12 protein-coding genes are annotated in these 12,367 nt (G+C 74.5%); 6 read left to right on the top strand and 6 right to left on the bottom strand.

Annotation, left to right across the window (positions count from 1 at the left end):
- Window positions 1-79 precede the first annotated feature (79 nt).
- The 5 genes from ACICHK_RS10845 to ACICHK_RS10825 all read left to right on the top strand — a co-directional run bounded on the left by ACICHK_RS10845 (window position 80) and on the right by ACICHK_RS10825 (window position 4,885).
- On the top strand, window positions 80-931 hold the full coding sequence (locus tag ACICHK_RS10845; protein WP_406836723.1) for a transporter substrate-binding domain-containing protein: 852 nt from the start codon (window positions 80-82) through the stop codon (window positions 929-931).
- Window positions 928-1,764, top strand: coding sequence for an amino acid ABC transporter permease (locus ACICHK_RS10840; RefSeq protein WP_151470398.1), 837 nt, complete (start codon window positions 928-930; stop codon window positions 1,762-1,764). The genes ACICHK_RS10845 and ACICHK_RS10840 overlap by 4 nt, the downstream gene beginning before the upstream one ends.
- Complete coding sequence (locus ACICHK_RS10835) at window positions 1,761-2,561, top strand: amino acid ABC transporter ATP-binding protein (RefSeq protein WP_151470399.1); 801 nt, start codon at window positions 1,761-1,763, stop codon at window positions 2,559-2,561. Before ACICHK_RS10840 ends, ACICHK_RS10835 begins: the two co-directional genes overlap by 4 nt.
- 10 nt (window positions 2,562-2,571) lie before the next feature.
- Entirely contained in the window at window positions 2,572-3,663 is a 1,092-nt protein-coding gene (locus tag ACICHK_RS10830) for an amidohydrolase family protein (protein WP_406836722.1), read from the top strand.
- A 262-nt stretch (window positions 3,664-3,925) separates the two neighbouring features.
- Entirely contained in the window at window positions 3,926-4,885 is a 960-nt protein-coding gene (locus ACICHK_RS10825) for an SCO1860 family LAETG-anchored protein (RefSeq protein WP_406841193.1), read from the top strand.
- A 386-nt stretch (window positions 4,886-5,271) separates the two neighbouring features.
- Here the strand turns inward: ACICHK_RS10825 and cobC are convergent, their stop codons facing one another.
- From cobC to cobM, 6 genes are all read right to left on the bottom strand, one after another.
- Window positions 5,272-6,480 (bottom strand): Rv2231c family pyridoxal phosphate-dependent protein CobC, encoded by a 1,209-nt coding sequence (gene cobC, locus ACICHK_RS10820; RefSeq protein ID WP_406836721.1) that lies wholly within the window; start codon window positions 6,478-6,480, stop codon window positions 5,272-5,274.
- Complete coding sequence (locus ACICHK_RS10815) at window positions 6,470-7,417, bottom strand: sirohydrochlorin chelatase (protein ID WP_406836720.1); 948 nt, start codon at window positions 7,415-7,417, stop codon at window positions 6,470-6,472. The genes cobC and ACICHK_RS10815 overlap by 11 nt, the downstream gene beginning before the upstream one ends.
- Window positions 7,414-7,590 (bottom strand): hypothetical protein, encoded by a 177-nt coding sequence (locus tag ACICHK_RS10810; protein WP_406836719.1) that lies wholly within the window; start codon window positions 7,588-7,590, stop codon window positions 7,414-7,416. The genes ACICHK_RS10815 and ACICHK_RS10810 overlap by 4 nt, the downstream gene beginning before the upstream one ends.
- The gene (gene cobJ, locus ACICHK_RS10805) at window positions 7,587-9,293 is read right to left on the bottom strand and encodes a precorrin-3B C(17)-methyltransferase (protein WP_406836718.1); all 1,707 of its coding nucleotides are present in this window, start codon (window positions 9,291-9,293) and stop codon (window positions 7,587-7,589) included. Before cobJ ends, ACICHK_RS10810 begins: the two co-directional genes overlap by 4 nt.
- Window positions 9,290-10,558 carry a precorrin-6y C5,15-methyltransferase (decarboxylating) subunit CbiE gene (gene cbiE / locus ACICHK_RS10800; protein ID WP_406841192.1) on the bottom strand — a complete coding sequence of 423 codons (1,269 nt, stop codon included), beginning with the start codon at window positions 10,556-10,558 and terminating at the stop codon, window positions 9,290-9,292. The genes cobJ and cbiE overlap by 4 nt, the downstream gene beginning before the upstream one ends.
- 77 nt (window positions 10,559-10,635) lie before the next feature.
- Window positions 10,636-11,481 (bottom strand): precorrin-4 C(11)-methyltransferase, encoded by an 846-nt coding sequence (cobM, locus tag ACICHK_RS10795; protein ID WP_406836717.1) that lies wholly within the window; start codon window positions 11,479-11,481, stop codon window positions 10,636-10,638.
- A 150-nt stretch (window positions 11,482-11,631) separates the two neighbouring features.
- Here cobM and ACICHK_RS10790 point away from each other — a divergent pair, with 150 nt between their 5' ends.
- Entirely contained in the window at window positions 11,632-12,360 is a 729-nt protein-coding gene (locus ACICHK_RS10790; protein ID WP_406836716.1) for a ZIP family metal transporter, read from the top strand.
- Window positions 12,361-12,367: the final 7 nt, after the last annotated feature.

Genomic DNA, 12,367 nt, shown 5'->3' with positions numbered 1-12,367 from the left:
GAGCAACCCAAACCTTTCCTTATAATCGGAACTCTGTGTTCCGTCTGTCGACCCTCTGTCACCCCCACTGGAGGTCCCCGTGTACTCGGTCCCCGGACGCCGGACCCGCATTCTGGCCGCCACCACCGCCACGGCCGGGCTGCTGCTCGTGGCCGGCTGCTCCTCGGACAGCGGAGGCGGCAAGACCACCACCGCGAGCGGGGTCCCGCTGGTCAAGAGCGGTCAGCTCACGACCTGCACCCACCTGCCCTACCCCCCCTTCCAGTCGGAGATCGACGGCAAGGTGCAGGGCTTCGACGTGTCGCTGATCGACCTCGTCGCCCAGGACCTCGGGGTGAAGCAGGCCATCGTCGACACGCCCTTCGAGAACTTCAAGACGGGCGCGTTCCTCAACTCCGAGCAGTGCGACCTCGCCGCCGCCGGTATGACGATCACCGAGGAGCGCAAGAAGAACGTCGACTTCTCCGACCCGTACTTCGACGCCACCCAGGCCGTCCTGGTCGACAAGAAGAGCGGCGTCACCTCGCTCGCCGACGTCAAGGCGAAGGGCGTCAAGCTCGGCGCCCAGGCGCAGACCACCGGTGAGGACTACGCGAAGAAGCAGGGCTTCGACCCGGTCTCCTTCGAATCCTCCGACGCGGTCCTCAGCGGGCTGCGCAGCGGGCAGGTGCAGGCCGTCGTCATCGACTACCCGGTCGTCCAGGGCTGGCTGAAGGACAAGGCCAACGCCGACGCCTTCAAGGTGGCCGACAACATCAACACCGGTGAGCAGTACGGCTTCACGGTGAAGAAGGGCAACACCAAGCTCCTCGCCGCCATCAACAAGGCCATCGCGGACGCCAAGGCCGACGGCACCTACAAGAAGCTCTACGAGAAGTGGATCGGCCCGTACGACGCGGCCGCGGCCTCCGCCTCCCCGTCCGCCTCATGAGTGATGCCGGTGCACCCGCCCAGCAGCCCCGCCGGTCCGGCCTGAGCCGGCGCCAGAAGCGCCGGATCTCGCGCGGCGCGCAGTACGTCGTCTTCGCCGCCGTCGTGATCGCCTTCGCGGTCACGGCGGACTGGGGCCGTCTGAAGAACCAGTTCTTCCAGTGGGACCTGGTCAAGCAGATGTTCCCGGACGTCATCACGCTGGCGCTGAAGAACACGGTCCTCTACACGACGTTCGGCTTCGTCGTCGGTCTGGTGCTGGGCATCGTCATCGCCCTGATGCGTCTGTCGTCGGTGGGTCCCTACCGCTGGTTCGCCGGGATCTACATCGAGGTCTTCCGCGGTCTGCCCGCCCTGGTGATCTTCATCTTCGTGGGCGTCGCGGTGCCGCTCGCGTTCCCGGGCACGGAGATCCCGGGCGGGACGTACGGCAAGGTCGCCATCGCCCTCGGCCTGGTGGGGGCCGCGTACATGGCCGAGACGTTCCGGGCGGGCATCCAGGCCGTACCCAGAGGACAGATGGAGGCGGCCCGCTCGCTGGGCTTCTCGCACGCCCGGGCCATGGTCTCGATCATCGTCCCGCAGGCGTTCAGGATCATTCTCCCGCCGCTCACCAACGAACTCGTGACCCTCTTCAAGGACTCCTCGCTGGTGCTGTTCCTCGGTGTCACCCTGGAGGAGCGGGAACTGTCCAAGTACGGCCGCGACCTGGCCAGCACGACCGCCAACTCCACGCCGATCCTGGTCGCGGGCCTGTGCTACCTGCTCGTGACGATCCCGCTCGGTTTCGTCGTGCGGCGTCTCGAAGCGAAGTCGGGGGAGGTCACCAAGTGAGCACGTCCGAGATCCGGGTGCAGGACCTCCACAAGTCCTTCGGCGACAACGAGGTGCTGAAGGGCATCGACCTGGAGATCGCCCAGGGCGAGGTCGTCTGCGTGATCGGCCCGTCGGGCTCCGGGAAGTCGACCCTGCTGCGCTGTGTGAACCTCCTGGAGGAGCCCACCGGAGGCCGGGTGTTCGTCGGCGGGACGGAGGTCACGGACCCGGACGTCGACATCGACGCCGTACGCCGTCGCATCGGCATGGTCTTCCAGCAGTTCAACCTCTTCCCCCACCTCTCGGTGACCGGGAACCTCACGCTTCCGCAGCGCCGGGTGCTCGGCCGGAGCAAGGACGACGCCGCCCGGATCGCCGCGGAGAACCTCGCCCGGGTGGGGCTCGCGGAGAAGGCCGACGCCTATCCGGGCTCGCTCTCCGGCGGCCAGCAGCAGCGCGTCGCGATCGCCCGCGCGCTGGCCATGGGGCCCGACGTGATGCTCTTCGACGAGCCGACCTCGGCGCTCGACCCCGAACTCGTCGGCGACGTCCTCGCCGTCATGCGGATGCTCGCCGACGAGGGCATGACGATGATGGTCGTCACCCACGAGATGTCCTTCGCGCGGGAGGTCGCCGACCGGGTCGTCTTCATGGACGGCGGCGTGATCGTCGAGGAGGGCGCGCCGGCCCAGGTGATCGGCAGGCCGGCCCACGAGCGGACCCGGCACTTCCTGTCCCGGCTGCTCGACCCGGCGATGGCGGACGTCGAGGAAGGGAGCGGGGAGGGGAGCGGGGAGGGCGAGTCGTCTCACTAAGGTGCATGACATGAGCGATCACCCGGTACTGCACGTGAAGGGGCGGGTCCTCGTCGGACCCGACGACGTCCGCGACGAACTGTGGGTCGTCGGCGGCCGGATCTCGTACGAGCGCCCCGGCGGCGCCCGTGACGTCCGCACCGTCGAGGGCTGGGCGCTGCCCGGCCTGGTCGACGCGCACTGCCACGTCGGGCTCGACGCCCACGGCCCGGTCCCGGCGGACGTCTCCGAGAAGCAGGCGCTGACCGACCGCGACGCCGGCACCCTGCTCATCCGGGACGCCGGCTCGCCCTCCGACACCCGTTGGATCGACGACCGCGACGACCTCCCGAAGATCATCCGTGCGGGCCGGCACATCGCCCGCACCCGCCGCTACATCCGCAACTACGCCCACGAGATCGAGCCCGAGGACCTCGTCGCGTACGTCGCCGGGGAGGCCCGGCGCGGCGACGGCTGGGTCAAGCTCGTCGGCGACTGGCTCGACCGCGGCACCGGCGACCTGGGCGCCTGCTGGCCGCGCGAGGCCGTGGAGGCGGCGATCGCCGAGGCGCACCGGCTCGGCGCCCGGGTCACCGCGCACTGCTTCGCCGAGGACTCGCTGCGGGACCTGGTCGAGGCGGGCATCGACTGCATCGAGCACGCCACCGGCCTCACCGAGGACACCGTCCCGCTCTTCGCCGAGCGCGGGGTCGCCATCGTCCCGACCCTCGTGAACATCGCCACCTTCCCGCGGCTCGCGGACGGCGGCGAGGCCAAGTTCCCCCGGTGGTCGGCGCACATGCGGCGGCTGCACGAGCGCCGCTACGACACGGTGCGGGCCGCGTACGACGCGGGGATCCCCGTCTACGTCGGCACCGACGCGGGCGGCTCCCTCGCGCACGGCCTCGTCGCGGCCGAGGTCGCCGAACTCGTCACCGCCGGCATCCCGCCCGTCGAGGCGCTCTCCGCCACCGCGTGGGGCGCCCGGCACTGGCTCGGGCGGCCCGGCCTCGACGAGGGGGCACCCGCGGACCTCGTGGTCTACGAAGGGGACCCGCGCCAGGACGTACGGGTCCTGGCGGATCCGCGCCGGGTGGTCCTGGACGGGAGGGTCGTCGGTTGACGGAACGTGACGGGTCCGGTGGCGCGCTCGTTACGCACCAACGGACCCGTCAGCCCGTGGGCGGTTCGCCGACGGGCGCGTCGACCGGCGTGTTCGGCCAGGTGTGTTGAACGAGTGACGACGGGGAACAGCCGTGCCCCGGGATTCGAAGGCGTGCGCGGAGAACCCACGAAGGAGTGAACTCACCTCAGGTGCCTGACTGTTCACTCTCAGTGCGTAATTCTTTCCGGGTCCCAGGCTTTCTCCTATGGGGGTCCCACCCGTGAACAGCATCGACCACCGCACGCCCGTACGCCGTCTCGCCGTCACCGCGGCGGCCACCGTCCTCGCCGCGGGCCCCGCCGCGCTGGCCGGCGCCGGCTCCGCCCACGCGAGCGACGGCCACGGCCGCGCGAGCGCCGTCGTGCTCCGCACCGGGCTCGACGTGTCCCTCCTCAAGAAGTCCGTGAACGTCCCGCTCGCGGTCTCCCTGAACGAGGTGCGGGCACCGCGGAGCGCGAACAAGACCTCGCTCACCGCCCGGCTGGACGGCGTCGACGGCGGACGTCCGTTCAGCGTGCTGCGGGCGGACGTCGCCACCGCCGAGGCCACCGTGTCGGCGGACAAGGCGGAGGGCTCCACGCACCTCGCGCACGCCGTGGTCCACGTCCCCGGGCTGCCGCTGCTGTCGCTCGTCGAGGTCGAGCAGGTGACCTCGAAGGCGACCTGCGAGGCGGGCGAGCGGCCCGTCGCCACCGCGAACCTGCTGGGCTCCGTCACCGTCCTCGGCAAGAAGGTCACGCTGACGACGGGCGGCCCGACGCACGTGAAGGTCCCCGGGGTCGGCGAGGTGCGGCTCGACCTCTCCCGGACCGCGACGACCTCCCGGACGGCCGCCGCGTCGGCGCTCGAACTCAACGTGTCCGTCGACCCGTTGAAACTGGGCGTGGCCGCGGTCGAGGGCACGGTGACCCTGGCGAAGGCCACCTGCGAGTCGCCGGCCGCGCCCGCCGCCCAGGAGCCCGCGCCGGCCGCTCCCTCCGAGGAGCCCGAGCCGGCCGCTCCCTCCGAGGAGGCCGCCGCCCCGGTGTCCGAGGCGAGCCCGCAGGGCGGTCACGAGCAGGGCGGCGACCTCGCCGAGACCGGAGGCAGCTCCATGACGCCGTACCTGGCCGGCGGTGCGGTGGCGCTGCTCGCCACGGGCGGCGGAGCGGTCGCCGTCTCCCGCCGCCGCAGGGGCTGACGCCGGCTGCGGCCCGGCGCCGCCGGACCGACGGCCGCCGTTCCCCGGAGCCGCGCCGGGACCGACGGCCGTGGGTCCCCGCGAGGCCGGTACCGACGGGCCGTCGGGCTCCCACGCCGTGTCCGGCCGACGGTACGAGGGCCCTGCTCGTGGTGGGTGCCGGAGCGGTGGTCCTTCTCCGCCACGGGGCCGACGGACCACGGGCGCCGGGGCGGACGGCCGTCGGGTGCCGGTGGGCCGGGGCCCATGGGCACCGTGCCCCGGTGCCGCCGAGACCGGTGGCCCGCCGTGCGCGGGTGCCGTCCCGGGTGCCCGGCCGTACCCCCGCCCCGGACCCGGGAGAGGCCGGACGGGCCTGGCCGTCCGGGGTCCGGGGGTCAGGGCGGTCAGGCCGGGGACGAGGTCCGCGGGGGTGTCTCCGGGCGGGGGCCGGGAGGGCCCGGGAGGCGCGGAGGGGGCTGCCGGGGCGGAACGACCCCCGTTCCGCCCCCGGTGCCCGTACCGCCTCCGCCCCCGCCGTCCCCGGCGACGGTCATCGCCCGGTCCAGGGCCTGCAGGAACCGGTTGACCGTCGCCCGGTCCCGTACCGCGATGCGCAGCCACTCGTCCCCGAGCCCGGGAAACGTGTCCCCGCGCCGCACCGCGAACCCGAGATCGCGAAGGGCGTGGCGCACCCCGGCGGCCCGCGGCAGCCGGACCAGGACGAAGGAGCCCTCCGCCGGCTCCACCACCCGCAGTCCGTCGGTGCAGGCGAACTCCCTCAGTCCCGCGACGAGATGGTCCCGGTCCTTGGCGATCCGCAGTGCCGCGTGCCCCGCCTCCGCGAGCGCCCGCGAGGACACGCACGCCTCCGCCGCCACGAGCGCGGGCGTGGAGACCGGCCACAGCGGCTGGGCGCGCTCCAGCCGGGCGACCGTCCCGGGCCCGGCGAGCACGTAGCCGATCCGCAGCCCCGCGAGGCCCCACGTCTTGGTGAGACTGCGCAGCACGACGAGACCGGGGACGTCGGTCCGCCCGGCCAGGCTCTCGCGTTCGCCCGGCACCGCGTCCATGAACGCCTCGTCGACCACCAGCACCCGCCCGGGGCGGGCCAGTCGGGCGAGGGTCCCGGCCGGGTGCAGCACCGACGTCGGATTGGTCGGATTGCCGATCACGACGAGATCGGCGTCCTCGGGGACGGCGGCCGGATCGAGCCGGAAGCCGTCCTCCTCGCGCAGCAGGACGCGGTCCACCGTGTGCCCGGCGTCCCGCAGCGCCGCCTCGGGCTCGGTGAACTGCGGATGCACGACGACCGGCCGGCGCACCTCCAGGGCGCGCGCGAGCAGCACGAAGGCCTCCGCCGCGCCCGCCGTGAGCAGCACCCGCTCCACCGGCAGCCCGTGCCGCGCCGCCACCGCCGCCCGGGCGGCCCGCCCGTCCGGGTAGGCCGCCAGCGACGGCAGCGACGCGGAGATCCGGTCGAGGAGCCACGCGGGCGGGGTGTCCGTCCGGACGTTCACGGCCAGATCGGTCAGCTCGGAACCGTCGTCGCGCACCTCGGCGTCGCCGTGGTGCCGCAGATCGTGCCCGCCCTCGGCGGCCTCGTCAGTGGGCATGGGAATGCGTGTGTCCCCCGTGATGGTGGTGCCCGTGTCCGTCGTGCCCGTGTCCGTCGTGCCCGTCGTCGTCCGGGTGGAAGTGCGGCTGCTGGGGGAGCCCCACCTTGTCCTCGAAGCCGGGCAGCGCGATCCGGTAGACGCAGGAGTCGCAGTTCATCCGCAGGTCGCCCGCGACGGCTTCCCGGTAGCGCTCCATGACCAGGTCGAGCAGCTCGGGCTCGGGACCGATGACGTCGGCGGAGCGCACCTCGACCTCCGGGTGCGCGGCGGCCCAGTCCTCCGTCTGCCGCCGCACCCGGTCCGGGAGGATGCCGGTGAACAGGAAGTAGGGCAGGACCACGATCCTGCGCGCGCCGAGCTTCGCGCAGCGGTCGAGGCCGGCGGGCACGTCCGGTGCCGCCAGGGACACGAACGCGGTCTCGACGCCCGCGTACCCACGGCCCTCCCACAGCAGCCGCGCCGCCTTGTGCACCTCGGCGTTGGCGTCCGGGTCGGTGGACCCGCGGCCCACCAGCAGCACGGTCACCCCGGCCCGCTCCTCGGGGCTCGCGGCGCCGTCGCCGAGCGCCTCGTCCAGCCGCCGCTCCAGCACCGCGAGCAGCGACGGATGCGGACCCAGCGGACGCCCGTACGTGTACGAGATCCCGGGGTGCCGCTCCTTCTCGCGGGCCAGCGCCGCCGGGATGTCGCCCTTGGCGTGCCCGGCCGACACCAGCATCAGCGGCACGGCGGCGAAACGCCGTACGCCCTGACCGACGAGTTCGGCGACGGCGTCGCCCAGCGGGGGCGGCGACAGCTCGATGAACCCGCCGGCGACGGGCAGTTCGGGATGGCGGCGGCCCAGTTCCCGTACGAAGGAACGGAAGGCCTCGGCTCCGGCCTCGTCCCGGGTGCCGTGTCCGGCGACGAGCAGGGCGGGGGGCGGGGTGGTCACGATGTCTCCTCGGCGGCGTCGGCCGCGGCGGTCTTCGAGGCCTGGTGGGCCTCAGCGGTCGTCGAGGCCCGGTCGGCCTCAGCGGTCTTCGAGGCCCGGTCGGCCTCGGGTACAGGGGGATACGGCGGTACGGCGGCCCGGGGTCCGGGCGGCGTCTGGACCGTCCGGCTCACTCGGCCTCCTTCTGCCAGCGGTAGCCGCGCGGGGTCACCATGCGCCCGGCGATCTCGCGGGTCGCCGTGTTGCCCACGGTCACCACGGTCATCATGTCGACGATTCCCGGATCCAGGGACCCCAGCGTCGTGACCCGGCTCGACTCGTCCGGGCGGGAGGCGTTGCGCACGACCCCCACCGGCGTCCCCGCCTCCCGGTGCTCCGCGAGGATCGCGAGCGCCTCGGGGAGCTGCCAGTCACGGCCCCGGCTGCGCGGGTTGTAGAAGGTCACGACGATGTCGGCCTCGGCCGCCGCGCGCACCCGGCGCTCGATGACCTCCCAGGGCGTGTGCAGGTCGGACAGGCTGATCGACACGTGGTCGTGGCCGAGCGGCGCGCCGAGGATCGCCCCGGCCGCGAGCGCCGCGGTCACACCCGGCACCCCGACGACGTCGATGTCGTCCGACGCCTCGGCCAGCGCCGGCGAGGCCATCGCGTACACGCCCGCGTCGCCGCTGCCGATCAGCGCGACGGCCTGTCCGCGGCGCGCCTCGGCCACCGCCGTGCGCGCCCGCTCCTCCTCGGCGCCCAGCCCCGACTCCAGGATCAGCGTGCCGGGCCGCAGCAGGTCGCGGATCTGGTCGACGTACTGGTCGAGCCCGACGAGCACCGCGGCCCGCCGCAGTTCCGCGGTCGCCCGCGGGGTGAGCAGGTCGCGGGCTCCGGGGCCGAGGCCGACGACCGCGAGCCGCCCGCGCGCCGGACGGCGCACGACCGCGCAGGTCGCCATCGCGGGCAGCCCGTCGTCCCGCACCGACTTCCGCTTGGGCACGAGGAGTTCGCCCCCGCCGATCAGCGCGGCGGCCTCCGCCACGGACGGGGTCCCCACGGCGGCGAGCGGCGCGCCGGAGGGGTTCGGGACCGTCACCGCCGCCAGTTCCCCGGCGCTGTGGGTGACGAGCGGGACCCCGAGCCGGGCGGCCGCCAGGACGATGCCGGGCTCCTCGGACTTGGCGTCCACGGTGGCGAGTTCGGCCACCGACGAGGCGGAGAGGCCGGCCTCGCGCAGGGCGTCCCCGACGAGTCCGAGGACCTCCTCCACGGACGCGCCCCGGGAGGCGCCGACACCGACGACGAGGGTCGGCGGACGCAGCACGACCTCGCGCGCGACGGGCTCCCGCTCACGGTCGCTCACCCGGACGACGGCGGCTCCCGGCGCCGCGGGGCTCCCCACGTTCGGCGGCAGCGCGGGCAGCGGCCAGGGCGACTCCCGCTCCAGCACCACCGGTTCACCGTCCAGCATGGCCCGCGAGACCCCGGCGAGGTCCCCCTCCACCGGGAGACCGAGGGTGTCGAGACCGGGCACCCCGACCGCGTCGGTCGCCGTCGTCACCACCGGCTCCGCGCCGAGCAACCCGCCCACCTCGCGCGCGAGTTCGTTCGCCCCGCCCGCGTGGCCGCCGACCAGCGACACGGCGAACCGCCCCGCCTCGTCGACGCACACCACGCCGGGGTCCGCCCCCTTGTCCGAGAGCAGCGGCGCGACGAGCCGTACCACCGCGCCCGTGGCGAGGAAACACACCATCTGGTCGCACTCCGCGAAGGCCCGCCGCACGGCGTCCGCCACGGGTCCCTCGTACACCCGGGCACGCGCGGGCCAGGCCGCGGCGAGCCGGTCACGGGCCGCCGCGCCCGCCGCCGTGGCGGAAATCAGGCCGATCACTGGGGGACTCCTTCGGTAGTGGCCGGAGGCCGGACGCCCCACAGCACGAAGACGGGATTGGCCGCCGCGAGCCGGGAGACCTCACCCGGCAGCGGGGCGAGCCGCGAGGACTGCAACAGGGCGCCGTCGCAGGCGAATCCGGCGGCGGTGAGCGCGTCCCGGGCGGCCGGAACCCGGTCGAGCGCGGCCATCGCGACCACGACGGCCCGCCGGGCCCGCCGCGCGCACACCGAGACGATCTCCGGCAGCTCCCGTCCGCCGCCGCCGATGAACACCGCGTCCGGATCGTGGGGGGCGTCCAGGCCGGACAGCACGGCGGGCGCGGACCCGTGCACGACCCGCACGTCCACGCCGTGCGCCGCCGCGTTGGCGCGGACCCGCTCGCAGCCGTCCGCGGTCTTCTCGACCGCGGTCACCGCGGCGCCGAACCGCGCGCACTCCACGGCGACGGAACCGGAGCCCGCGCCGATGTCCCACACCAGGTCGCCGAGCCGCGGCCCGATCCGGGCCAGCGCCAGCGCCCGCACCTCGAACTTGCTGATCATCGAGTCGCGGTGGGCGAACTCGCCCTCCTCCAGGGCCCAGCGGTCCGGACCGGCCACCGGTCCGGCGACGGTCCGCGCGGGAGCCAGGGCCCGCCGCTCGTCCAGACACAGCACGACACTGACCGCCGGACCCCAGTCGCGGGCGGCGGCCTCGGCGGGCGTGACCCGCTCGACGCGCTCCCGCTCCGGGTCGCCGAGGGCGCTCGCCACCACCAGGACGCGCTCGGCGCCCGCGTCGGCGAGGGCGGCGCCCAGCTCGGCGGGCCCGGACCCGGGAGCGGTCAGCACCGCCACCTTGGGCCGCGACCGGCAGACCAGGACGGCCGTGCGCAGATCCCGCCCGTGCGCGCTGACCACCACCGCGTCGTCCCACGGCAGCCCGAGCCGGGCGAACGCGGCCGCCACCGACGAGACACCGGGACGGACGTCCAGCCGCCCGGCCCCGAACCGCTCCGCGAGCGCCCGCACGATCCCGAAGAACCCGGGGTCGCCCGACGCGAGCACCACCACCGGGCCCCCGCGCGCCCCGCCGTCCGCGTACCGCTCGATCCGGTCCAGGGCCGGTGCCAGCGGCCCGAGCTCCACCCGCTCCGCCCGCTCCGGCGGCCGGGCCGCCGCCAGGTGCCGCCGGGCACCCACCACCAGCCCGGCCCCGGCGAGCACCTCCGCCGCGTCCGGAGGCAGCGGCGCCCCCGTCCCCGTACCGACCACGGTGATCACACCGGAGCGGTCCGCGAGAGCGGCGGACGCTCCCTCCGCGCCGGTCGGCCGTCCCTCCGCACCGGTGACGTCCACGCTCACGACGCCGGGTCCTGGGTACCGCCCGCACCGGCCCGGCGCGCGGCCCGCAGCTCGGCGCGCGCCTGCGGGTCGGCCTTGCGGAAGCCGTGGAAGTGACCCGGGTGGTACAGGTGCGAGCGGGTGCCGCTCGCGTCCAGCGCCGGGCCGACCAGGAACAGGGTGTGCTTCCAGAGCTTGTGCTCCTTGACGGTCTCCTCCAGCGTGCCGACCGTGCACCTCACGACCAGCTCCTCCGGCCAGGTCGCCTGGTAGGCGACCACGACGGGCGTGGTCGTCGGATAGCCGCCCTCCAGCAGCTCCCGCACCAGCTGCCCGCTGCGCGCCGCCGACAGGAACAGCGCCATCGTCGTGCCGTGCCGCGCGAACTCCCGTACGTCCTCCCCGGGCGGCATCGGCGTCTTGCCGCCGCCGAGCCGGGTGAGGATCACGGACTGGGCGACCTCGGGGATCGTCAACTCGCGCTGCGCGATCGCGGCCACCGCGGAGAAGGACGAGACCCCCGGCACGATCTCGGTCTCGATGCCGATCCCGGCGCACCGGTCGACCTGCTCCTGCGTACCGCCCCACAGGGCCGGGTCGCCGGAGTGGATCCGCGCCACCCGCAGGCCCTCGGCGCGGGCCCGCTCGTAGACGGCGACGACGTCCTCCAGCGACATCGTCGCCGAGTCGAGGATCTCGGCGTCCTCGCGCGCGTGGCCGAGGACCTCGGCCTGCACCAGGCTGGCCGCCCAGATCACGACATCGGCCTCGGCGATGGCGCGCGCGGCGCGGAACGTCAGCAGGTCGGCGGCGCCGGGGCCGGCACCGACGAAGGTCACCTTGCCGGTGGGGGCATCGGCCATGGGAATCGGTCCTCTCCTACGAGTACTGCGGGAAATCAGGGGTGCCGCACATCAGGGGTGCCGCACATCGGGGGTGCCGCGAACGCTTCGGCGGGCCCGCGGCCGTCGCCCGATGTGCGGACACGGGGGTGCATCGGATAGCAAGGGCCTATGGCGGTCCTCGTCGCGCTCGGCGCGTTCCTGATGACGCTGGTCGGCGGCTGGACCGCGCAGCGGGTGACCGACCGCCGCCATCTGGTGCTCGGCCTGGCCGGCGGCCTGATGCTCGGCGTGGTCGGCCTCGACCTGCTGCCGGAGGCGCTGGACGCGGCGGGCACCGAGGTGTTCGGCGTACCGGCCGCGCTGCTCCTGTTCGTGGCCGGCTTCCTGCTGGCCCATCTGGTCGAACGCCTCCTCGCCCACCGCCAGGCCGCGCACGGGGGCGGGGAGCACGACGGACGCGCGCCCGAGGTGGGTCTCACGGCGGCCGCCGCGATGGTCGGCCACAGCGCGATGGACGGCGTCGCGATCGGCGCCGCCTTCCAGGTCGGCGGCGGCATGGGCCTCGCGGTGTCCCTCGCGGTGATCGCCCACGACTTCGCGGACGGCTTCAACACGTACACGATCACGAGCCTGTACGGGAACGCCCGCCGCAAGGCCCTGTTCATGCTGTACGCGGACGCGGCGGCCCCCATGATCGGCGCCGCCTCGACGCTCTTCTTCACCATCCCCGAGCGGCTGCTCGGCGGCTACCTCGGCCTCTTCGGCGGAGTGCTCCTCTACCTCGCCGCCGCCGAGATCCTCCCGGAGGCGCACCACGAGCACCCCGCCCGCTCGACCCTGCTGTGCACGGTCGCGGGCGTGGCCTTCATCTGGCTGGTCGTGGGCCTCGCGGGCTGAGCCCGCG

Source organism: Streptomyces sp. AHU1, assembly GCF_045343905.1.
Lineage (GTDB): Bacteria > Actinomycetota > Actinomycetes > Streptomycetales > Streptomycetaceae > Streptomyces > Streptomyces triticiradicis.
The sequence above is the reverse complement of the archived record's forward strand: the minus strand, read 5'-3'. Positions and strand labels throughout refer to the sequence as shown.